Origin of the sequence: Micrococcus sp. KRD128 (genome assembly GCF_017168395.1) — a bacterium.
Lineage (GTDB): Bacteria > Actinomycetota > Actinomycetes > Actinomycetales > Micrococcaceae > Micrococcus > Micrococcus luteus.
Map to the genome: position 1 here is coordinate 32,636 of NZ_JABFAX010000008.1, position 21,637 is coordinate 54,272.

Annotated in this window: 21 protein-coding genes; 17 read left to right on the forward strand and 4 right to left on the reverse strand. The window is 75.1% G+C overall.

Features of this window, described 5'->3' with window-relative positions; genetic code table 11:
* Positions 1-21: 21 nt before the first annotated feature.
* Positions 22-1,305, forward strand: coding sequence for a serine--tRNA ligase (serS, locus tag J1M44_RS03535; RefSeq protein WP_044659866.1), 1,284 nt, complete (start codon positions 22-24; stop codon positions 1,303-1,305).
* 126 nt (positions 1,306-1,431) lie between these two features.
* Positions 1,432-2,241, forward strand: coding sequence for an HAD family hydrolase (locus J1M44_RS03540; protein WP_002858256.1), 810 nt, complete (start codon positions 1,432-1,434; stop codon positions 2,239-2,241).
* 27 nt (positions 2,242-2,268) lie between these two features.
* On the opposite strand, the gene J1M44_RS03545 is transcribed toward J1M44_RS03540, so the two are convergent.
* Entirely contained in the window at positions 2,269-2,898 is a 630-nt protein-coding gene (locus tag J1M44_RS03545) for a hypothetical protein (protein WP_144824989.1), read from the reverse strand.
* Between the two features lie 89 nt (positions 2,899-2,987).
* A complete protein-coding gene (locus J1M44_RS03550; RefSeq protein WP_144824990.1) occupies positions 2,988-3,575 on the reverse strand; it encodes an inorganic diphosphatase in 588 nt (195 codons plus the stop codon).
* 220 nt (positions 3,576-3,795) lie between these two features.
* Here J1M44_RS03550 and dacB point away from each other — a divergent pair, with 220 nt between their 5' ends.
* From dacB to hpt, 4 genes are read left to right on the forward strand one after another with little or no spacing between them, the layout of a single operon-like run.
* Complete coding sequence (gene dacB, locus J1M44_RS03555) at positions 3,796-5,106, forward strand: D-alanyl-D-alanine carboxypeptidase/D-alanyl-D-alanine endopeptidase (protein ID WP_342356564.1); 1,311 nt, start codon at positions 3,796-3,798, stop codon at positions 5,104-5,106.
* A 34-nt stretch (positions 5,107-5,140) separates the two neighbouring features.
* Entirely contained in the window at positions 5,141-6,370 is a 1,230-nt protein-coding gene (locus tag J1M44_RS03560) for a zinc-dependent metalloprotease (protein ID WP_206480551.1), read from the forward strand.
* A complete protein-coding gene (gene tilS / locus J1M44_RS03565; RefSeq protein WP_206480552.1) occupies positions 6,357-7,556 on the forward strand; it encodes a tRNA lysidine(34) synthetase TilS in 1,200 nt (399 codons plus the stop codon). Before J1M44_RS03560 ends, tilS begins: the two co-directional genes overlap by 14 nt.
* A gap of 49 nt (positions 7,557-7,605) precedes the next feature.
* Positions 7,606-8,157 (forward strand): hypoxanthine phosphoribosyltransferase, encoded by a 552-nt coding sequence (gene hpt / locus J1M44_RS03570; protein ID WP_002858265.1) that lies wholly within the window; start codon positions 7,606-7,608, stop codon positions 8,155-8,157.
* Between the two features lie 35 nt (positions 8,158-8,192).
* Here the strand turns inward: hpt and J1M44_RS03575 are convergent, their stop codons facing one another.
* A complete protein-coding gene (locus tag J1M44_RS03575) occupies positions 8,193-9,086 on the reverse strand; it encodes a hypothetical protein (protein WP_241252747.1) in 894 nt (297 codons plus the stop codon).
* A gap of 567 nt (positions 9,087-9,653) precedes the next feature.
* Between J1M44_RS03575 and ftsH the strand changes: the two genes are divergently transcribed.
* From ftsH to J1M44_RS03620, 9 genes are read left to right on the forward strand one after another with little or no spacing between them, the layout of a single operon-like run.
* Positions 9,654-11,744 (forward strand): ATP-dependent zinc metalloprotease FtsH, encoded by a 2,091-nt coding sequence (gene ftsH, locus J1M44_RS03580; protein ID WP_206480553.1) that lies wholly within the window; start codon positions 9,654-9,656, stop codon positions 11,742-11,744.
* Positions 11,745-11,761: 17 nt separating this feature from the next.
* Complete coding sequence (folE, locus tag J1M44_RS03585) at positions 11,762-12,382, forward strand: GTP cyclohydrolase I FolE (RefSeq protein ID WP_020625291.1); 621 nt, start codon at positions 11,762-11,764, stop codon at positions 12,380-12,382.
* A 26-nt stretch (positions 12,383-12,408) separates the two neighbouring features.
* On the forward strand, positions 12,409-13,323 hold the full coding sequence (gene folP / locus J1M44_RS03590) for a dihydropteroate synthase (RefSeq protein WP_206480554.1): 915 nt from the start codon (positions 12,409-12,411) through the stop codon (positions 13,321-13,323).
* The gene (gene folB, locus J1M44_RS03595; protein WP_206480555.1) at positions 13,320-13,700 is read left to right on the forward strand and encodes a dihydroneopterin aldolase; all 381 of its coding nucleotides are present in this window, start codon (positions 13,320-13,322) and stop codon (positions 13,698-13,700) included. Before folP ends, folB begins: the two co-directional genes overlap by 4 nt.
* A complete protein-coding gene (gene folK, locus J1M44_RS03600) occupies positions 13,697-14,341 on the forward strand; it encodes a 2-amino-4-hydroxy-6-hydroxymethyldihydropteridine diphosphokinase (protein WP_206480556.1) in 645 nt (214 codons plus the stop codon). The genes folB and folK overlap by 4 nt, the downstream gene beginning before the upstream one ends.
* Entirely contained in the window at positions 14,338-14,865 is a 528-nt protein-coding gene (locus J1M44_RS03605) for a DUF3180 domain-containing protein (RefSeq protein ID WP_036337195.1), read from the forward strand. The genes folK and J1M44_RS03605 overlap by 4 nt, the downstream gene beginning before the upstream one ends.
* The gene (locus tag J1M44_RS03610; RefSeq protein WP_020625296.1) at positions 14,846-15,358 is read left to right on the forward strand and encodes a PH domain-containing protein; all 513 of its coding nucleotides are present in this window, start codon (positions 14,846-14,848) and stop codon (positions 15,356-15,358) included. The genes J1M44_RS03605 and J1M44_RS03610 overlap by 20 nt, the downstream gene beginning before the upstream one ends.
* Complete coding sequence (locus J1M44_RS03615; RefSeq protein ID WP_206480558.1) at positions 15,355-17,040, forward strand: PH domain-containing protein; 1,686 nt, start codon at positions 15,355-15,357, stop codon at positions 17,038-17,040. Before J1M44_RS03610 ends, J1M44_RS03615 begins: the two co-directional genes overlap by 4 nt.
* Complete coding sequence (locus J1M44_RS03620) at positions 17,037-17,987, forward strand: Rossmann-like and DUF2520 domain-containing protein (RefSeq protein ID WP_206480560.1); 951 nt, start codon at positions 17,037-17,039, stop codon at positions 17,985-17,987. The genes J1M44_RS03615 and J1M44_RS03620 overlap by 4 nt, the downstream gene beginning before the upstream one ends.
* A 154-nt stretch (positions 17,988-18,141) precedes the next feature.
* Here the strand turns inward: J1M44_RS03620 and J1M44_RS03625 are convergent, their stop codons facing one another.
* Positions 18,142-18,618 (reverse strand): low molecular weight protein-tyrosine-phosphatase, encoded by a 477-nt coding sequence (locus J1M44_RS03625; RefSeq protein ID WP_206480561.1) that lies wholly within the window; start codon positions 18,616-18,618, stop codon positions 18,142-18,144.
* A gap of 294 nt (positions 18,619-18,912) precedes the next feature.
* Here J1M44_RS03625 and J1M44_RS03630 point away from each other — a divergent pair, with 294 nt between their 5' ends.
* Entirely contained in the window at positions 18,913-19,362 is a 450-nt protein-coding gene (locus J1M44_RS03630; protein WP_115165548.1) for a DUF3806 domain-containing protein, read from the forward strand.
* A gap of 187 nt (positions 19,363-19,549) precedes the next feature.
* Complete coding sequence (locus J1M44_RS03635) at positions 19,550-21,634, forward strand: alpha/beta fold hydrolase (RefSeq protein ID WP_342356565.1); 2,085 nt, start codon at positions 19,550-19,552, stop codon at positions 21,632-21,634.
* Positions 21,635-21,637: the final 3 nt, after the last annotated feature.

The window sequence follows — 21,637 nt, forward strand, 5'->3', positions numbered from 1 at the left end:
CCGCCCGCTAGGCTGGCGCACGTGATCGACGTCAAGGACCTCATCGAGCAGCCCGAGAAGTACCGCGCCTCCCAGGAGGCCCGCGGGGAGGACGCGTCCCTCGTGGACCGCGTGGTCGAGGCGGACGCGTCCCGCCGCTCGTCCATCGCGGGCTTCGAGCAGCTGCGCGCGGAGCAGAAGGCCTTCGGCAAGCGCGTCGCCCAGGCGAAGGGCGAGGAGAAGCAGGCCCTGCTGGCCGAGGTGAAGGACCTGGCCGCGCGCGTGAAGGAGGCCGAGTCGGCCGCCGGCGCGGCCGAGGCCCGCCTCGCGGAGCTGCAGCGTGCCTTCCCGAACCTGATCGTCGACGGCGTCCCGGCCGGCGGCGAGGACGACTTCGTGGTCCTCAAGGAGGTCGGCACCCCGCGCGACTTCGCCGCCGAGGGCTTCGAGCCGCGCGACCACCTCGAGCTCGGCGAGCTGCTCGGGGCGATCGACATGGAGCGCGGCGCGAAGGTGTCCGGCGCCCGGTTCAGCTTCCTCAAGGGCGTGGGCGCGCGACTCGAGCTCGCCCTGATGCAGCTGGGCCTGGACCTGGCCCTGGAGAACGGCTTCGTGCCGGTCATCCCGCCCACCCTGGTGCGCCCGGAGACCATGCAGGGCACCGGCTTCGACGTCGAGCATGACGACGAGATCTACCGCCTGGAGCGCGACGACCTGTATCTCGTGGGCACCTCCGAGGTGGCCCTGGCCGGCTACCACGCGGACGAGATCATGGACGTGAGCGCCCCCGTCCGGTACGCGGGCTGGTCCACGTGCTACCGGCGTGAGGCGGGCTCGGCGGGCAAGGACACCCGCGGCATCATCCGCGTGCACCAGTTCAACAAGCTGGAGATGTTCATCTACGCCGCACAGGAGGACGCGGAGGCGGAGCACGAGCGCCTGCTCGCGTGGGAGGAGCGGATGCTGGGCGCCATCGAGGTGCCGTACCGCGTGATCGACATCGCCGCCGGCGACCTCGGCCTCTCCGCCGCCCGCAAGTTCGACTGCGAGGCCTGGGTCCCCACGCAGGGCACCTATCGCGAGCTGACGTCCACCTCGAACTGCACCACGTTCCAGGCCCGCCGCCTCAACATCCGCGAGCGGGTCCGCACGGAGGACGGCTCCAAGGGCGGCACCCGCATGGTGGCCACGCTCAACGGCACCCTGGCCACCACCCGCTGGATCGTGGCGATCCTGGAGAACCACCAGAACGCGGACGGCTCGGTCACCGTGCCCGCCGCGCTGCGCCCCTACCTCGGCGGGATGGAGCGCTTCGAGCTGGTCTGAGCGGACGACGTCGTCCCCCGGCGGCGCCGGCCGCCTCGCTCGCCTGCCCCGCGGCGCCCCTGCGGCGCCCCCGCCGTTCACCCGCGCGTCGCCGTCGTGTCCGGGCCGTGTGGTTGGGTGGGGGCCATGACGAAGAAGCTCGTGTGCCTGGACGTGGACGGAACGATCGTGGACCATGACGGCCATCTGCATGAGCCCGTGCGCGCGGCCGTGCGGGCCGTGCTGGACGCCGGGCACCACGTGGTCATCGCGACGGGCCGCTCCCGCGGGGCCACCCTGCCCGTGGCGCGCTCCCTGGGGATCGGTGCCGGCTACATGGTGTGCTCCAACGGCGGCGTCACGCTGCGCCTGGACCCCGAGCTGGAGGAGGGCTACGAGGTCACGGACCTGCGCACCTTCGACCCGCGCTCGGTGCTGACCCAGCTGCGCCACCGCCTGCCCAGCGCCAAGTACGCGCTCGAGCTGCCGGACGGCACCTTCCGCTCCACCGAGCGGTTCCAGGACATGTCCTTCGGCGTGGCCGCGGAGGGCGTCACGTTCGAGGAGCTGATGGACACCACGGCCGTGCGCCTCGTGGTGTTCTCCACGGACTCCTCCGCCGAGGAGTTCGGCCGCGCGGTGGAGGGCATCGGCCTGTCCGGTGTGACCTACTCCGTGGGCTGGACGGCGTGGCTCGACGTCGCCGCGGCGGGCGTGACCAAGGCGTCCGGGCTCGAGGCGCTGCGCACCGTGTTGAAGGTGGCCCCCGAGGACACCGTGGCCGTGGGCGACGGCCGCAACGACATCGAGATGCTCCGCTGGGCCGGCCGCGGCGTGGCCATGGGCCAGGCCGTGGAGGAGGTCGTGGCCGCCGCGGACGAGGTCACCGGGCACGTGGACGAGCACGGGCTCGCCACGGTGCTGCGCTCGCTCCTGGAGGAGCCGGCCGCGGTCTGAGCGGCGCGACCGGCCCGAGCCGCCGAGTCAGCCCCCCGCCAGCGTGAGCAGGCGCGCGGCGGCGGGGCGGCAGGCGTGCTCCTCGTTCCAGTAGGAGCGCTGCACCGCCTGCGAGACGGCCTGCGCCGTGATCCCGAGCGCGGCGGCCGCCGGCTTCTGCTGGCCGCGCACCCCGGGCACCAGCAGGTCCAGCACGGCCCACTCGGCGTCGGTCCGGGACCACACGAGCTGCCCGACGAGTCGCAGCACGGCCTCGGCCTCGGCGGCCGCCTCCTCGTCCCGGCCGCGCACGGCCAACGGGATCCGCGCGGTGGACACGGCCGCCGCCTCCACGGCCCGCCGCGCTGCCGCGAGACCGGGCCCGCCGGCGTCGTGCAGGTCCCCGGAGGCGGGCACGCCCGGCGCACCGTCCGCGTGCGTCACCGTCCCGACGCCGACCCCCACGTTCCAGCGGCGCTGCCGCAGGGCGCGCAGCGCCACGTCCACGGCGACGCGCGGGTCCTCGACGGCGCCGATCAGCTCGTCGCCCACGGCGCGCTGGAACGGGAGCGCGACGGCGTCGCCCAGCCCCGGCACGTCCTGGAGGGCGCGCAGGAACGTGTCCACGCGGTCGCCGGCGTCGAGGGTGTCCCGCTGGTTGATGGTGAGCACGAACATGGTCGTCGATTCTGCCAGCCCGCAGACGACGCCGGCCGCCCACCCCGAGGGGTGAGCGGCCGGCGTCGCGCGCGGGGGCGGTGCGGGGGTCAGCGGCCCTGGGGCTCGTCCGTCTCCTCGCCCTCCTCGGTGGCCGGCTGCGTCTCCTCGGTGTCCACCTCGCGGCCCTGGGGCTCGTCGGTCGGGGACTCCTCGCCCTCGGCGTCGAAGCGCTGGATGGACGCCTCGAGCTCGGCCTCGGCCGCCGCGCGGCCCTCCCAGCCCTCGGCCTTGACCCACTTGCCCGGCTCCAGGTCCTTGTAGCGGGTGAAGAAGTGCTCGATCTCCTGCTTGAGGGACTCCTCCACGTGCTCGAGCTCGGTGATGTGGTCGTAGCGCTTGTCCGCCGGGACGCACAGCAGCTTGGCGTCGCCGCCGCCGTCGTCGGTCATGTTGAACACGCCGACCGGGCGGGCCTCGACGACGCAGCCCGGCACCAGGTCGAAGCCCGGCAGGTACACGAGGGCGTCCAGCGGGTCGCCGTCCTCGCCGAGGGTGTTCTCGAAGTAGCCGTAGTGCGTGGGGTACTGCATGGAGGTGAAGAGCACGCGGTCCAGGCGCAGGCGGCCGGTCTCGTGGTCGAACTCGTACTTCACGCGGGAGCCCGCGGGGATCTCGATGGTGACGTCGTGCGCCATGACTCTCCTTCGCACAGAGGGTGGGGTGTCCGGGCGGCGCGGCGCCGCCCGGCGGTGCTGCCGTCAGCCTACCGGGGGCGTCCGTCATGATGGACGCATGGGACAGGTGGACACGGGGCGCGCTGGGCGTCGGGATCGACGCACGGAACGCCCCCGGAGCCGCTCGGTCCCCGCCGCCCTTCTGGCCGCGCTCGCGGCCGTCCTGGTCGCCTGCGGGCCCGTGACCGCGCCGCCGGCCCCGTCGAGCGCGCCCGCCTCGTCGACGACCGCCGGGCCGACGTCGTCGTCCCCGTCCACCGGCCCCACCGCGGCCGAGGTGGCGGCCGCCGTCGAGCCGGGGCTGGCGGGGTCCCCGGGCACGGTCTCCGCCGAGTTCCGCGACCTGTCCACCGGCGAGGTGCTGTACGCGCGGGACGCGGACGAGCCCGTGGCCCCCGCGTCCTCGCTCAAGGTGCTCGCCGCCGCGGCCATCGTCTCCGCCCTGGGTCCCGAGGCGACCCTGCAGACCACCGTGGTGGCCCAGCCCACCGCGGACGGCGCGGCCACCGAGCTGGTGCTCGTGGGCGGCGGCGACGTGCTGCTGGGCACGGGCGCCTCGGACTCGACGCACGTCTCCGGCCGCGCGGGCCTGCGCACCCTCGCGGAGCGGACCGTGGCCGGGCTGGTCGAGGACGGCGTCACCGGGCAGGTGGTGGTCGGCACGGACCTGCGGCTCTTCGCGGACCGCACGGCCCTGAACCCGCGCTGGACGTCGCACATCCCGGAGAGCGGCAACATCGCGCCGGTGCAGCCGTTGGCCACCTACGGCGGTCGTGAGGCCTCCGGCACCGGGGAGGACCGCATCGAGGACCCGGCGCAGTTCGCCTCGCTCACCTTCCAGGCCGCGCTCGACGACGCGGTGGCCGCCTCCGGCGCCGACCTCGAGGTGGGTCTGCGGGACACGATCCCGGCCACCGAGGTGCCGCGCGCCACGGTCCTCGCCGCCGCCCCCGTCGCGGCCGTGGAGTCCGCGCCCGTGGGGGAGCAGGTCGCGTACCTGCTGGCCCACTCGGAGAACCAGGTGGCCGAGGCCCTGGCCCACACGGCCGCGCCCGCCGCCGAGCTGCCCGCCACCCACGAGGGCGCCACGCAGCTGCTGACGGCCACCGCCGAGGACCTCGGCGTGGACACCGCCGGGATGGCGCTCGTGGACTCCTCCGGACTCTCCCCGGACAACCGGGTCAGCGCGGGCCAGCTGGCCGACGTCGTGGCCGGGGTGGCCCGCACGCCCGCCCTGGCCACCGTGCTGGAGGGCCTGCCGCGGCCCGGCGAGGACTCCACCCTCGGCGATCGGTTCCCGGATGCCCCCGCGCGGCAGGCCGTGGCCGCGAAGACCGGCACGCTCGACCAGACGGTCTCCCTCACCGGCACCGTCACCACGACGTCCGGGCGGGTCCTCGCGTTCAGCATCATCTGCTCGGATCTGCAGTGGAAGCTGGAGCCCGCGCGCGCGGCGGTCGATGAGGCCGTCAGCGCCGTCGCCGGGCTCTGATCCGAGGTCCGGGCCCTGTGATCTGATGGAGCCCATGAGCGACCACCACGCGACCGACCGCCCTCGCGCCGCGGACGCCGAGCCGGGCGCCCCCGCCGAGCCGGCCCCCGCCGTCGCCCACCCGGTGGACTGGGCCTTCGCGGCACGGACCGCACGGTCCCTCGCCGCCGCCGGGCCCCGGTTCACGCCGCGGGAGGCGACGCGCGAGGCGGAGGGCCTGCGCGCCGCCGCGGAGGCCGCCGTGCCGCACGTCCACCGCCTGACCGGGCTCGAGGCGGCACGGGACCTGCGCGACTCGCAGGTGCTCGTGGTGGACCGCCCCACCTGGTCGCGCGCCGCCACCCAGTCCTTCGCCACGCTGCTGGACCCCACGTTCGCGCATCTGCGCGACACCCGGCCCCGCGAGCACGCCGCCGCCACCACCCGCGTCACCCGGCACGCCACCGCCCTGGAGATGGGCGGGATCCTCGCGTGGATGTCCGGGAAGATCCTCGGCCAGTACGACCCGTTCATCGCGCTGCCCGGCCCCGGGGGGACGGCGGCCGGCCCCGCCGGCGGACGCCTGCTGCTCGTGGCCCCGAACGTGGCGCAGGTGCGCGCGGAGATCAACGTGGACCCGGTGGACTTCCGCCTCTGGGTCTGCCTGCACGAGCAGACCCACCGCGTGCAGTTCGCGGCCGCGCCCTGGCTGCGCGAGCACCTGCGGGCCGAGATCACGGCGCTCACCGTCGGCCTGTTCGACAAGGCCGAGTCCCTGCCCGAGCGCCTGCGCACCGCGCTTGCGGCGGCGAACCCGCTGGGCCGGGAGGCCGACGCCGGCCGGACCGGGACGCGGGACGGACACGACGCGCAGGGCGCGGCCCCGGCCCGCCCCGCGCCGGGCCTGCTCGGGGCGATCCAGGACGAGGAGGACCGGGAGCGCCTGTCCCGGCTGACGGCCGTGATGTCCCTGCTCGAGGGGCACGCGAACGTGGTGATGGACGGCGTCGATTCCTCCGTCGTGTCCTCCGTCAAGACCATCCGCCGCCGCTTCGACGAGCGCGGCGACCGTCGCTCGCCCCTGGACCGCATGCTCCGCCGCCTGCTGGGCATGGACGCCAAGATGGCCCAGTACCGCGACGGCCAGAGGTTCGTGGCCGCCGCCGTGGCCGAGCTCGGCATGGCCGGGTTCAACGTGGTCTGGGACGCCCCCGAGCTGCTGCCGAGCGAGGCCGAGCTCCACGCCCCCGAGACGTGGGTGGCGCGCATCCGTGCCCAGGCCTGAGGTGCGGGACCCGGGGCCGACGCCGGCGGGCGGGGCCGGCGGCCTGCCCGCGGTCAGGGCATGGCCGCCGCGCACCCGCTGGCCCGAGCCCCTGCACCGGGCCGTCGCGGCGGTGCGGGAGGCCCTGGTGGGCGACGCCCCGTGGCTCCCGGATGCCGTGCCGGGCCGGGCGGGGAACGGCCCCCGCGGACTCGTCGCCCTCTCCGGCGGCGCCGACTCCCTCGCGCTCGCCGTGGCCTGCGCCGTCCTCGTGGGCACCCGGGAGGGCCCGCGGTTCGGTCCGATCGGCGCGGCCGTGGTGGACCACGGGCTGCAGACGGGCAGCGACGCGGTGGCGGCGGCCGCCGCCGACGTCGCCCGCATCCTCGGTCTGACCCCGGTCACCGTCACGCGGGTCGAGGTGGCCCGCACCGGCGGCGGCCCCGAGGCCGACGCCCGGCGTGCCCGCCGGGAGGCCCTCGCCGCCGCCGCCCGAGACGCGGGGCGGGGGGACGCCGTCCCGGGGGCGGGCGCCGCCGTCGTCCTCACCGCCCACACCGCCGACGACCAGGCCGAACAGGTCCTCCTCGGGCTCGCACGCGGCTCCGGCACGCGGACCCTCGCCGGGATCCCGGCGCGCGGGACGCTGCCGGGCGGGGCCGCCGTCGTCCGCCCCCTGCTGGGCCTGACCCGCGCGGACACCGAGACGATCTGCCGCTGGGCCGGGCTGACCTGGTTCGAGGACCCGCACAACCGCGATCCCGCGCTGCTGCGCTCGCGGGTCCGCACCCGCGTGCTGCCCGCGCTCGAGGACCCCGACGCCGGCCTCGGCCCCGGCGTGCGGGCCGGGCTGGTGCGCACCGCGGCCATCGCGGCCGAGGACGCCGCGGCCCTCGAGGCATGGGCCGGCGACGAGTTCCCCCGGCTGCGCGTCGACCCGCCCGGCCGGGACCCGCGCGTCGTCTCCCTGGACCTGGACGCCCTGGCCGCGCTGCCCGCCGCCGTGCGCCACCGCGTGATCGCGCGCGCCGCCCGCGCCGCGGGAGGGCAGGCCCCGCCCCGCGAACGGATCCTCGCGGTGGACACCCTCGTGACGGGCGCCCGCGCGGGCGGCACGTCGGCCGGTCCGGTGGAGCTGCCCGGCGGGGTGGCCGCGCATCGGGCGTGTGCCAGACTGGACCTCATCCCCCGCCTGCCCGGTCCCTGACTGCGGCCCGGCCCGGCATTCCCGCACGAGCACTCACCAGGAGCGGCGCATGGACGCACAGGATGTCCAGAACGACCTCACCCACGTCCTCATGTCCCGCGAGGACGTGCAGGACACGATCACGGACCTGGCCCGCCAGATCGACCGCGACTACGCGGACAAGGACCTGCTCATCGTCGCCGTGCTCAAGGGCGCCGTGATGGTGGTCGCCGACCTCACCCGCGCCCTGCACTCCCACGTGGAGCTGGACTTCATGGCGGTCTCCTCCTACGGCTCCGGCACCAAGTCCTCCGGCGTGGTGCGCATCCTCAAGGACCTCGACGCGGACCTCACGGGCCGGCACGTCCTGATCGTCGAGGACATCATCGACTCCGGTCTGACCCTGTCCTGGCTCAAGGCCAACCTGGAGTCCCGCGGCCCGGCCTCGGTCGAGATCTGCACCCTGCTGCGCAAGCCGGAGGCCATGAAGGTGGACATCGACGTGAAGTACGTCGGGCGGGACATCCCCAACGAGTTCGTGGTGGGCTACGGCCTGGACTACGCGGAGAAGTACCGCAACCTGGACTTTGTGGGCACGCTCGCCCCGCACGTGTACAGCTGACCGGGGGCCCGGCGTGGCCCGGCGTGGCCGACCTGTCACGTGAGCGGTCGCTCTGAGGTGCCATTCACGCCCCATTCCGACTCCTTGCGTGACAGGTCGCCGGCGTCCCCGAGGTGACGGCGCACCTCCACGATCACGCGCGTGAATCCGCGGCGAGCGTCGGAGGAGGACACGGTGATGTTCCGGTAGCCCCGTCGCTCGAAGGCGGCGTTGCGCTGCACGTCACGGTCGATCTGGCGATCCGCGCCGTGGTGGCCGCCGTCGTAGTGCAGGGCCACTCTCGCCTGCCGATAGCCCAGGTCCGCCGTCGCGGGGTGGTGTAGGGAGAACTCCGGGTCCCAGGCCTCGAGCTGCAGTGCGGGCTCGGGGAGCCCGACGGCCGTCAGCGCGAGCCGGAGCCGCGTCTCCTTCGGCGAGTGCGCCCCCACCCGGACCAGTGTGGCGGCGGTGCGGAGCCGTCGTCGTCGGTTGTGCGCGGACGGGCTCGCTTCGGCCGCCTGGGCCAGGGCCGCCCGGGTCCGCTCGGCGGCGTCCGGGCCGCCGGACAGCTGCGCCCGGCGGACGAGATGGTCGCCGAGGATGACGAGCTCGTCGTCGTCGAGCAGGGCCGCGAGGTCGACCCAGAGACGGGGCGGGGCGGTGACGCACCAGGCCAGGCCGCCGATCCGCACGTGCTCCACGTCCGCGGGCGGGAGCGCCGTCCGGTGGGAGGTGACGCCGGGGAGGGCGAGGCGGCCACGGTCTCGCGGGCGGCTCACGTGGACGTCGTCCTTCGCGTCCAGTCGCTCCGGCAGCCAGATCTCCCGGGCGCGGGCCGCGGTCTGGTGCGACACCACCGTGGTGGCGCGGTGCCGGGCGAGTCGCAGCAGCAGCTTGCGTTGGGTGGCCGAGAGCGGGGTGCTCCACCGGTAGGGGGAGGAGCCGGCCACGGGGGCGCTCGACGGCGGCCGGGGCGGCCTCACGCCGGCGGTAGAGGCCCCGGGCGAGGCGTTCGACGTCGGAGCGACGCAGCCGGTTGCGGTCGATGCCGGCGGCCCTCGCCTGCGCGGCGGTGAAGGGGCCGTCAGGCAAGGCCGCGGGAAGCGGGGCGGGGTGACGCATGGTGCCAGCCTGGCGCGGTGGAGCGGGCGGCGTCCTGAGCCGCCGCCGGCCTGGGGAGGGATGCGGGTGCACGGGGGTCTGTGCAGGCGGGGACGCAGGGGCGCGGTCGCAGCGCCAGCGTTCCTGTCACGCGAGCGGTCGCTCTGAGGTGCGATCCACGCGCCATTCCGACCTCTCGCATTCCCGGTGGGCGTCAGGGCGGTGCTGGCCGACGTCGCCGCCGGCCGACCGCCCGCGCCCTGTCCACCTGACGCGAACAGTCAGCGGACACCCGGGCCGGGCCGGTACCGTGGGGGCTTGACCCGGGCGCGACGTCGGCCCTTCGCCGGCCCCGGCCGCACGGCGGCCGCCCCGGGAAGCCCGGCCCCCGCGGCAGACCAGGAGACACTCGGACCGTGAAGAAGCTGTTCAACAAGCCCTACGTCTGGATCCTGCTGGGCCTGCTGGTCCTCGCCGTCGCGATCCCGCTGACCACGTCGCAGAGCGGCCGCACCATGGTGGACACCAACGTGGGCATGGCCCTGCTGAAGGACGACAAGGCCGCGCAGGCCCGCGTGGTGGACGGGGACCAGCGCGTGGACCTCACCCTGCGTGAGCCCTACAAGCAGGACGACCGGGACCTCGGCAAGGAGGTCTACTTCTACTTCGCCAGCGCGCGCGCCACGGACGTGGTCACCGCGGTGGACGACTCGGCCCTCGACGGCTACACGGACGAGCCGGTGCGGAGCAACTGGTTCCTCTCGCTGCTCGGCTTCATGGTCCCGTTCCTGCTCATCGCACTGCTGTTCTGGTTCCTGATGTCCCGCATGCAGGGCGGCGGCGGCAAGGTGATGCAGTTCGGCAAGTCCCGCGCCAAGCTGATCAACAAGGACAACCCGGACGTGCTGTTCAAGGACGTCGCGGGCGCGGACGAGGCCGTGGAGGAGCTCCAGGAGATCAAGGAGTTCCTCACCGTGCCGGACCGCTTCCGCGCGGTGGGCGCCAAGATCCCCAAGGGCGTGCTGCTCTACGGCCCGCCCGGCACGGGCAAGACCCTCCTGGCCAAGGCCGTGGCCGGTGAGGCCGGCGTGCCGTTCTACTCGATCTCCGGCTCGGACTTCGTGGAGATGTTCGTGGGCGTCGGCGCCTCGCGCGTGCGCGACCTCTTCGAGCAGGCCAAGTCCAACGCCCCCGCCATCATCTTCGTGGACGAGATCGACGCCGTCGGCCGGCACCGCGGCGCAGGCATCGGCGGCGGCAACGACGAGCGCGAGCAGACCCTGAACCAGATGCTCGTGGAGATGGACGGCTTCGACGCCTCCACGAACGTCATCATGATCGCCGCGACCAACCGCCCGGACGTCCTGGACCCGGCGCTGCTGCGCCCGGGCCGCTTCGACCGCCAGATCCCCGTGGACGCCCCGGACCTCGAGGGCCGCGCCAAGATCCTCGAGGTGCACGCGCAGGGCAAGCCGATCGCCCTGGACGTGGACCTGCGCGCCCTGGCCAAGCGCACCCCCGGCTACACGGGTGCGGACCTGGCCAACGTGATCAACGAGGCCGCGCTGCTCACGGCGCGCTCGAACAACAACGTGATCGACAACCACGCCCTGGACGAGGCGGTGGACCGCGTGATGGCCGGCCCGCAGAAGCGCACCCGCCTGATGAACGAGCACGAGCGCAAGGTCACCGCCTACCACGAGGGAGGCCATGCGCTCGTCGCGGCCGGGCTGCGCAACTCCGCCCCGGTCACCAAGATCACGATCCTGCCCCGCGGCCGCGCCCTGGGCTACACGATGGTGGTCCCGGAGGACGACAAGTACTCCGTCACCCGCAACGAGCTCCTGGACCAGCTCGCGTACGCGATGGGCGGGCGCGTGGCGGAGGAGATCGTGTTCAAGGACCCGTCCACGGGCGCCGCGAACGACATCCAGAAGGCCACGGACACGGCCCGCAAGATGGTCACCGAGTACGGCATGTCCGCCAAGGTGGGCGCCGTCAAGCTCGGCGGCGGCAGCTCCGAGCCCTTCGTGGGCGGTGCCCCCGGCGGCTCCTCCCGCGAGTACTCCGAGGAGCTCGCGTACCTGGTGGACGCCGAGGTCCGCACCCTGCTGGACCAGGCCCACGCCGAGGCCCACTGGGTGCTCACGGAGAACCGGGACGTCCTGGACCGGCTGGCCTACGAGCTGCTCGAGAAGGAGACGCTCACCCAGGAGGCCATCGCCGCCATCTTCGCGGACGTGCGCAAGCGGCCCGAGCGCGGCGTGTGGCTGGCCTCGGACGACCGGCTCCCGCAGGACATCCCGCCCGTCCTCTCCCCCTCCGAGCGCCGCTCGCGCCACGACGGCGGGGAGCAGACCCCCGTCGGCGTCGAGGGCACCACGGTGCCGGTGCGTCCGGAGGGTGCGCCGCCGTCGTCGCTGGGCGGGGACGCGACCGGCCCCGGCCTGCCGCCGCACGGCGGTCCGAGCAACACGCCGGGCCCCGGCGAGGGACCGACCTTTTGACCGCGCAGGAGACCCGCATGACAGCCCACACCCCCGACGACGCCGTCCCCGGCACGTTCGACCCGGACTCGACCGCGGTCGACCGGCCGCGCATCGAGGCGGCGGTGCGGGAGATCCTGCTGGCGATCGGTGAGGACCCGGACCGCGAGGGCCTGGCGGACACCCCGGCGCGGGTGGCCAAGGCGTACGCAGAGTTCTTCGCGGGCCTGCACCAGAGCCCGGACCAGGTGCTCGGCACCACGTTCGACATCGCGCACGAGGAGCTCGTGCTGGTGAAGGACATCCCGTTCTACTCGACCTGCGAGCACCACCTGGTGCCGTTCCACGGCACCGCGCACATCGGCTACATACCCTCCGCCGAGGGCCGCGTGACGGGGCTGTCCAAGCTGGCCCGTCTCGTGGAGCTGTACGCGCGGCGTCCGCAGGTGCAGGAGCGGCTGACCACGCAGGTGGTGGAGGCGCTCATGGAGCACCTGGCCCCGCGCGGGGCGATCGTGGTGGTGGAGGCCGAGCACATGTGCATGTCCATGCGCGGCGTGCGCAAGCCGGGCGCGAAGACCGTCACCTCGGCGGTGCGCGGCCAGCTGCGGGATCCGTCCACGCGCTCGGAGGCGATGAGCCTCATCATGCACGGCTGAGGACCACCGACGGCGGAGGAGGACACGTGGACGAGAGCATCGACGCGGCGGCGCGGGAGGCGAACCGCGCCCTGCTGGGGCGGCTGCTCGCGGATCGGACCCTGGTCATGGGCATCCTCAATGTCACCCCTGACTCGTTCTCGGACGGCGGGGAGCACGCCACCGTCCGCGCGGCCGTCGAGCACGCCCGGCGCATGGTCGCGGACGGCGCGGACATCGTGGACGTGGGCGGGGAGTCCACCCGCCCCGGGGCCCGCGCCGTGCCGCCGGCCGAGGAGCAGGAGCGCATCCTGCCCGTGATCGAGGCGCTGCTGGCCGAGGACGTCGTCCTCTCCGTGGACACGCGCCACACCGCCACCGCCCGGGCTGCCCTGGCGCTGGGGCCGGTGATCGTCAACGACGTCTCCGGCCTCGCCCACGAGCCGGATATGCCGGCGCTGATCGCCACGTCGGGCGCGCCGTACATCCTCATGCACAACCGCGGGAACCCGCAGACCATGGACGGGCTGGCCGTCTACGAGGACACCGTCCCGGACGTCGTGTGCGAGCTGCGGGACGTGGCCGGCCGCTTCCTCGCCGCGGGCGTCGAGCCCGCGCAGCTGATCGTCGACCCGGGCCTGGGCTTCGCGAAGGCCGGCGAGCAGAACTGGGAGCTGCTGCGCGGCCTCGAGTGGCTCCGCGCCATGGGCCACCCGGTGCTCGTCGCCGCCTCGCGCAAGCGGTTCCTGGGCACGCTGCTGGCGGACGACGACGGCACCCCGGCCCCGCCCGCCGCGCGCGACGCCGCCACCGCGGCCATCTCCGCCCTCGCCGCCGCCCAGGGCGCGTGGGGCGTGCGCGTGCACGACGTGCGCGCCAGCGCCGACGCCGTCCGCACCGCCGCGGCCTGGGCCGGGGCGCATGCCCCGGGTGAGCCCGTCTCCGAGGACGTGCTGCCGTGAGCGCCCGGGACCGCATCCGCCTGGCCGGGCTGTCCGCCGTCGGGCACCACGGGGTCTTCGACCACGAGCGCCGGAACGGGCAGCCGTTCGTCACGGACGTCGTCCTCCACCTCGACGCCGGCCCCGCCGCGGCCGGCGACGACCTCGCCCGCACCGCCAACTACGCCGAGGTCGCGGACACGGTGGTCCGCCTGGTCACCGGGGAGCCGGTGGACCTGATCGAGACCCTCGCCGACCGGATCGCCCGCGCCGTCCTCGCCGAGCAGCCCGTGGTGACCGCCGTCGAGGTCACCGTGCACAAGCCGCAGGCGCCCATCCCGCACGACTTCGCGGACGCCGCCGTCACCGTGCACCGCACCCGGGAGGACCTCGCGTGAGCACCGTCGACTGGTCGCACCCGGCCGAGGGCCCCGCGCCCGTCCCCGAGCTGGGCGCCCGCCCGGACGCGCCCGTCGCGGCCGTGCTGGCCCTCGGCGCCAACCTGCGCGAGCCGGCGCAGACGCTCGACGCCGCCGTCGCCGCCCTGTCCGCGCTGCCGCACATCACGGACGTCCGGGCCTCGCCCCGGGCCGTCACCGCGCCCGTGGGCGGGCCGCCGGGGCAGCCCGACTACCTCAACCAGGTGGTCACCCTGCGCACGGACCTCGCGCCGTGGGAGCTGCTCGCGGTGGCGCACCGGCTCGAGCAGGACCACCATCGGCGGCGTGAGGTCCGCTGGGGCGCGCGCACCCTGGACGTGGACGTGATCGCCTACGGGGACGTGCGCAGCGACCACCCGGACCTCACCCTGCCGCACCCCCGCGCGGCCGAGCGGGCCTTCGTGCTGCTGCCGTGGCTGTGGCTCGACGCGGACGCCACGCTCGCCGGCACGCCTGTCGCCGACCTCGCCGCCGTCGCCGCGGACGCCCCCGGGGTGCGCCGTCAGGAGCCCGAGCGGCACCGGCTGCTGGCCGGCACCGACGACGTCGTCCCGCTCCGTCCGGCACGCCCGGACGCCCTCGGGAGGGAGGCCACGTGATCGCGCTGCGCTCCGGGTGGACCCTGCTCGTGGTGCTGGTGGCCGCCGTGCTCGGCTGGCTGGCCGGGCTCGCCGCGCCGTCCCTGGGCTGGCCGGCGCCCGTGGTGGGCCGCAGCGGCCTGATCACCGTGGCCGCGGTCTCCGTGCTGTGCCTCGCGCTGGGCTGGCGGGTGCGCCGCGACCGGGAGAAGCCCGCCGCCGCGCGGATGGACCCGCTCGCCGCGGCCCGCACCCTCGTGCTCGGCCAGGCCTCCGGCTTCGCGGGAGCGGCCCTCGGCGGGTGGCACGCCGGGGTGGCGGTGCAGGTGCTGCTGCGGGCCGGCGTGGAGGCACCGACCGTGCGGGAGGCCGCCCTGCAGGCCGTCGGCGGTCTCGTCCTGCTGGTGGTGGGGCTGATCGTCGAACGGTGGTGCCGGATCCCGCCTGAGGAGGATGCGCCCGAGGGCGGTCGTGGGCAGGATGGGTCCCCGGGCCGACCGGCCCGTCCCGAGACGGAAGGAGGGTATGCCCGTGCCCGGCATTGACCTGAGCGGCGTGGCCTTCACGCCGGCCTCGCCGCGGCTGGCGACGGTGAAGCTCATCGCCACGACCATCGGCCACCTGATCTGGCTCGCCGCGTTCTCCGTGCCGCTGATCCTCAAGCTCACCGGCCCGTGGGCGGGGATGGCCGCGTGGGTCGCGTGGGGGCTGCCGGCCGTCGTCGTCGTGTCCTGGATCGTGGACCTGATCCTGATCCCGCGGCGCGTGCGCGCGATGGGCTGGGCCGAGCGCGAGGACGACGTCCTGTGGCGCGAGGGCATCCTGTTCCGCAGCGTGCACGCGGTGCCGTACGGCCGCCTGCAGTACGTGGACGTGTCGGACGGTCCGCTGCTGCGCCGGGTCGGGCTGCAGACCCTCACCCTGAAGACCGCCGCCGCGGGCGGGGACGTCACCCTGGAGGGCGTGCCCCGCGAGAGGGCCGAGGAGCTGCGCGAAGTCCTCATGGCGCGCGGCCAGGCGCGGCTGGCGGGCCTGTGAGCGCGGCCGCCCCGCCCCCCGCCGACGACGCCGGCTGGGTCCGCGTCCACCCCGCCTCGCCCTGGGTGCGGGGCTGGACCTTCCTGCTGCTGATCCTGTTCTTCGCGGGTCGCAACGCGGTGGAGGACTTCGCGGCGGGCCGGCTCAGCGGGGAGGACGTCCCGGGCGGCGGCGACGGCAGCCTGCTCGTGGCCGGCGGCATCCTGCTGGGGGTCACCCTGCTGATCAGCCTCGTGTTCTTCTTCTCCTGGTGGTTCACCCGGTTCCGCTGCGGGGAGGACCGGATCGAGCTGCGCCAGGGCTGGCTCTTCCGCAGTCGCCGGCAGATGCGCTACGACCGCATCCAAGCGGTGGACCTGCAGCACCCGCTCGTGGCCCGGCTGCTCGGGCTGGCCACGGTGAAGGTCGAGGCGGCCGACGGCGGCGAGTCCGCGCTCGAGCTGTCCTTCCTGCGCCGCGCCGAGGCCGAAGCGGTGCGCCGGGAGATCCTGGACCGCGCGTCGGGGGTGCTCGGGGGAGCCGGGGCGGACGCGTCCGCCCCGGAGCGGGCGGCCGAGCCCGGCCTCCCCGACGCCGACGCCGCGGACGCGGACGCCGGCGAACTCCTGCTGCAGGTGCCCGCGGGGCGGCTCCTCGGCTCCGTCCTGCTCTCCGGAGGCGTGCTGGGGGTGCTGGCCGGGTCCCTGATCTGGCTGGGCGGCCTCGCCCTCGTGGTCGCGCTGCTGCCCGAGGCGGTGCTGGACGAGGGGGAGACCCTGACCGGGATCGGCGCGGCCGCGGCCCTGCCCGCCCTGTTCTCCGTGGCCGGCGTCGCGTGGTCCCGGCTGAACGCCGGCTGGGGTTTCCAGGTGCGCCGCTCCACCGACGGGCTGCGACTGCGGCACGGGCTCACCGAGACCACCCACCAGACCGTCCCGCCGGGGCGGGTGCAGGGGGTGACCGTCTCCCAGCCCCTGTTCTGGCGGCCCTTCGGCTGGTATCGGGTGAACATGGCGGTGGCCGGGTACCTGCAGGAGTCCGACGGCGCCCGGGACGTCGCGCTGCCCGTCGGCCCGTGGGAGGACGTGCTCCGCGTCCTCACGGTCGTGGCCCCGGACCCGGGCCTGGACGGCGATCCGCGCGCCGCGCAGGGGCTGACCCCCGCCGGGCTCATGCACCTGGGCGTGCACGGCACCGGCACGGAGGGCGGCTTCCAGCACGTGCCGCGGCGCGGCAGGTGGTGGTTCAACTGGTTCGCCTGGCGGCGGACCGGCTTCACGACGACGCGGTCCCTGCTGGTGGTGCGCAGCGGCTGGTTGAACCGCCGGCTGCAGACCCTCCAGCACGAGCGCATGCAGGCGGCCGAGCTGGCGCAGGGCCCGGTGCAGCGACGCCTGGGTCTGGCCACGGTGCGCGTGTGGGTCGCGGGGGCGAAGGCCGTGGTCCGCGACCTCGACGAGGACGTGGCCGTGGACCTGTACGCCCGGGAGGCACGGCACGCGGCCGTCTCACGTCGCCTCGCCGACCGCGACCAGTGGATGCGCCCGGAGGAGCTGGCCCGCTTCGAGCAGCGCACGCGCGAGGTCGCGGCCACCGAGGTGGGCCGCCGCGAACTGGCGCGGGCCGGCGTCGGCGGCGGCGTCGTCGTCGGGGAGGAGAGCGGGGCAGACGTCCCCGCCGTGCGCGGCGAGGAGGAGCGATGACCGGCGGACTCGACCTGAGCCTGGACCCGCACGACCCGGCGCAGCGGCCCGGGCGGCTGGGCGTCGGCGTGGTGAGCGCGGGTCGAGTGGGGGCCGTGCTGGGCTCGGCGCTGCGGGCTGCGGGCCACACGATCACGGGCGTGCACGCCGTCTCCGAGGCCTCGCGGGACCGCGCGGAGATGCTCCTGCCGGGCGTGCCCGTCCTGGAGATCCCCGAGATCCTGCGCCGCTCCGAGATGGTCGTCTTCGCCGTCCCGGACGACGCACTGGGCGAGCTCGTGGCCGGCCTGGCCGCCGCGGGCCACGTGCAGACCGGCCACCTGCTCGTGCACACCTCCGGCCGCTACGGGGTGGGGGTGATGGAGCCGGTGCGCGCGGACGGGGCGATCCCCCTGGCGATCCACCCGGCCATGACGTTCACGGGGCTGAGCCTCGACGTCGCCCGGCTGCAGGACTGCGTGTTCGGCGTGACCGCGGACCCCGTGGTGCTGCCCGTGGCCCAGGCGCTCGTGGTGGAGATGGGCGGCGAGCCCGTGGTCGTGAAGGAGGCCGACCGGGCGGCCTACCACCTGGCGCTGTCCCACGGGTCGAACCACCTGGTGACGCTGACGGCGCAGGCCCGTCAGATCCTCGAGACGATCGGGGTGGCCGACCCGGAGCGGGTGCTGCGCTCGCTCATGACCGCCGCGCTGGAGAACGCGCTCACCGACGGCGACGGCGCCCTCACCGGCCCCGTGGCCCGCGGCGACGTCGACACGCTGCGGATCCACCGCGAGACCCTCGGCGAGCTCGAGGCCGGGGGGCTGCCGGCGGACGTGCGGGCCGTGTGGGAGACGCTCGCCCGCGCGACGACCGACCGCGCCGAGACCCGCGGCGCCCTGCGCGCGGACACGGCGGCGCGGCTGCGCGAGGTCCTCGACGACTCCGACGACCCCCACGACGACTGACCGACCCCCCCTCCCGCTTTCGTTCGGGAAACGGCGGGTCCCAGACCGCTTTCGTTCGAGAAACGGCGGGTCCCAGACCGTTTTCGTTCGAGAAACGGCCGCTTCCGGCGGCGTTCGCGTGGCGGGGACGGAACCCGGGACCGCGCCCCGGCCGTCAGAGGCGCCCGTCGCGGATCGCGGCGACGACGCCGTCTGCCGCGTCCTCGATCTGCCGGTACATCTCCTCGAACTGCGGCCGCGGATACCCGTACGGATCGGGGACCTCGCGCACCCCGGCGCTGTCCGCATCCGACGCGAACTCGCCCATCAGGTGGATCCGGTCCCGCTGCTCGTCCGTGGTCGCGAGGCGCCGCGCGTCGGCGAGGTTGGCCTCGTCCATCACCAGGATCAGGTCGGCCTCGTCCACGAGGTCGGCGGACAGCTGCACCCCCACCGTAGAGAACTCGTACCCCAGTTCCCCGCCGACCTCGCGGGTGAGGTGATGCGGCCGGGCGCCCACGTGCTCGCCGGACGTGCCGGCGGAGGTGACCTCGACGTCGTGGAGACCGGCCTCCGCGAGCTTGCGGTTCAGCACGGCCTCGGCGGCGGGCGAGCGGCAGATGTTCCCCAGGCAGACGGTCATGATGCGCATGGGGACAGTGTCTCAAGTCCGGGCGGGGGCGGCGGACGACGACGGCCCGCACGCTCGGCTCGTCGCCGGCGGGGCGGCATCGGGTGCTTCCACGAGTGGTCCCGCTGGAGGGTCGGAGGCCTCCGGCGGTGTGTCCCCCCGGTTCCTCGCCGTTTCCCGAACGAAAGCGCTGCGACACGCCGCCGTTTTCCGAACGAAAGCGCTGCGGCACGCCGCCGTTTCTCGAACGAAAGCGCGGCCGCACCGTCTGTTCCGGCGACGGCGGCACCCGGCGCGCCTGGCAGGATGGAGGCCATGACCGACCAGCCCGAGATGAGCCCCCTGACCGAGCCCGAGCGGGAGTGGGTGCGCGTCCGTCGCGACTTCGCCGCGCAGGAGGGCGTGGACCACCTGGACCTGGACGCGGTCGCCGCCTACTACGACGCCGTGCTGGCCCGCTCGCAGGCCGAGGCCGAGGAGCTGGACCCCGAGGAGCTGGCGGTGCTGCTGGACGTCGTCGCGGTGCTGCTCGGCGAGCACCTGGGCGCGCGCCACGGCATGCAGTGGGTGACGGTCGCGGATGAGGAGGGGCCCGCCCTCGCGCTGCGGGACACCCTCTCGGACGCCGTCGTCTTCCCGCAGCCGGTGGTCGGCCAGAGCTGGAACGACCAGGCCACGGGGGAGTGGATGGGCGGGTACGTCGACTGGCTCGGCGAGCAGCTCCAGCAGATCCGGGCCGACGCCGGCACGCTGCCCGGCGCCTGAGGCGCGGCGGGCACCGGGGCGGCCCGCCGTCGAGGCCACCACCCCGCCGCCCTCCGTGTTGCCCGGATCACGTGCGGGCCGATAGAAACGAACGCATGACCTCCACCCCGGACACCCCGGACAACACCCGGACAACACCCCCGACACCCCCTTCCACGACCTCGACGCCTTCACCGCCCTGCCGCGCGTGGCCGGTCTCACCCTCAGCCCGGACGGCGCCCGCCTGGTGACCACCGTCGCCACCCGCGACGCGAAGGGCACCGGCTACGCCACCGCCCTCTGGGAGGTCGACCCCGCGGGCGAGCGCCCCGCCCACCGCCTGACCCGCTCCCGCGAGGGCGAGGCCGGCGCGAAGTTCGCCGCGGACGGCACCCTCTTCTTCACCTCCGCCCGTCCCGACCCCGCCGACGCCGAGGCCGAGAAGCGCAGCGCCCTGTGGGCCCTGCCGGCCCGGGGCGGCGAGGCGCGCGTGGTGCTCTCCCGCCCGGGCGGCGTCACCGCGGTCACGTGCGCCTCCGCGGCGGACCGCGTGGTCGTCACGGCGGACCGGCTGCTCGGTGCGACCACCGAGGCCGAGCACGCGGCCCTCGCGCAGACCCGCAAGGACGCCGGCGTGGACGCCATCCTGCACACCGGCTACCCCATCCGCTTCTGGGACCACGACCTCGGCCCCGCCCGCCCCGAGCTCTTCGTCCTCGAGGCCGGCCCGGACCCGCAGGGTGAGCCCGCCACGGACGCCGACGCCGCCGAGCCCGGCCCCGCCGCCTCCGGCCTGGCTCCCGAGGCCGACGACGTGGCGCACCACCTGCGCCACGTCTCCGGCTTCCCGCGCTCCCACGCATTCGGGATCGGCGCGCAGGTGGCCCCGGACGGCTCGTTCCTGCTCACCACGGCCGCCACCGCCGAGGCCCGCGGCAACGTGCGCGAGGGCACGGTGGTGCGCGTGGACCTGGCCACGGGCGAGCACCGCGTCCTGCACGACGTCCCCGGCGAGGACGTGGCCGTCGGCCCCATGAGCCATGACGGAACGCGCGCCGTCGTCGTCCGCACCCCCGACTCCACCCCGCACTCCGCCGTGCATCCGCGCCTGTACGTGATGGACACGGCCACGGGCCAGACCACGCCCCTGGCCCACGGCTGGGACCGGTGGGCCGACGTCGTGGCGTGGCTGCCGGACGACTCCGCGGTGATCGCGCTCGCGGACTCGGAGGGTCGCCGCCCGGTGTTCCGCATCGAGGTGGCCACCGGCGCCGTCGCGCAGGTGACCCGGGAGGACGAGGCGTGGACCGACGTCGTGCTCTCCCCGGACGGGGCCACGGCCTACGGCGTCCGCTCCTCCTACCTGTTCCCGCCGGAGGTGGCGCGGATCGACCTGGCCACGGGTGAGACCACGCGCCTGCCGAACCCCGTGGAACGCCCCGCGATCCCGGGCACCCTCGAGGACGTAGAGACCGTCGCCGAGGACGGCACACGCGTGCGCGGCTGGCTCGTGCTCCCCGAGGGGGAGGCGCCGGCCGGCGGCCACCCGCTCCTGCTGTGGATCCACGGCGGGCCGCTGGGCTCGTGGAACGCGTGGAGCTGGCGCTGGACGCCGTGGATCATGGCGGCGCGCGGCTACGCGGTGCTGCTGCCGGACCCGGCGCTGTCCACGGGCTACGGCCAGGACTTCATCGAACGCGGCTGGGGCCGCTGGGGCCAGGCGCCCTACACGGACCTGATGGCGCTCACGGACGCCGTCGTGGCACGTGAGGACGTCGACGGCGACCGCACCGCCGCCATGGGCGGCTCGTTCGGCGGCTACATGGCGAACTGGGTGGCCGGGCACACCGATCGGTTCCGGTGCGTGGTCACGCACGCCTCGCTGTGGGCGCTGGACGGCTTCGGCCCGACGACGGACGCCGCGTTCTACTGGGCCCGCGAGATGGACGAGCAGATGCAGCAGGAGAACTCTCCGCACCGGTTCGTGGGGGAGATCGTCTCCCCGATGCTCGTCATCCACGGCGACAAGGACTACCGCGTGCCGATCGGCGAGGGGCTGCGCCTGTGGTCGGACCTGCTGGCGAAGTCCGGGCGGCCGGCCGTCGCGGACGGCACCACCGACCACCGGTTCCTCTACTTCCCCCACGAGAACCACTGGATCCTCGCCCCGCAGCACGCGAAGGTCTGGTACGAGGTCGTCCTCGGCTTCCTGGGCGAGCACGTCCTCGGCGACGGCGCCCCGTCGGCCCCGGAGACGCTGGGACTGACGCGGCCGTCGTCGACGGAGGGCTGAGCC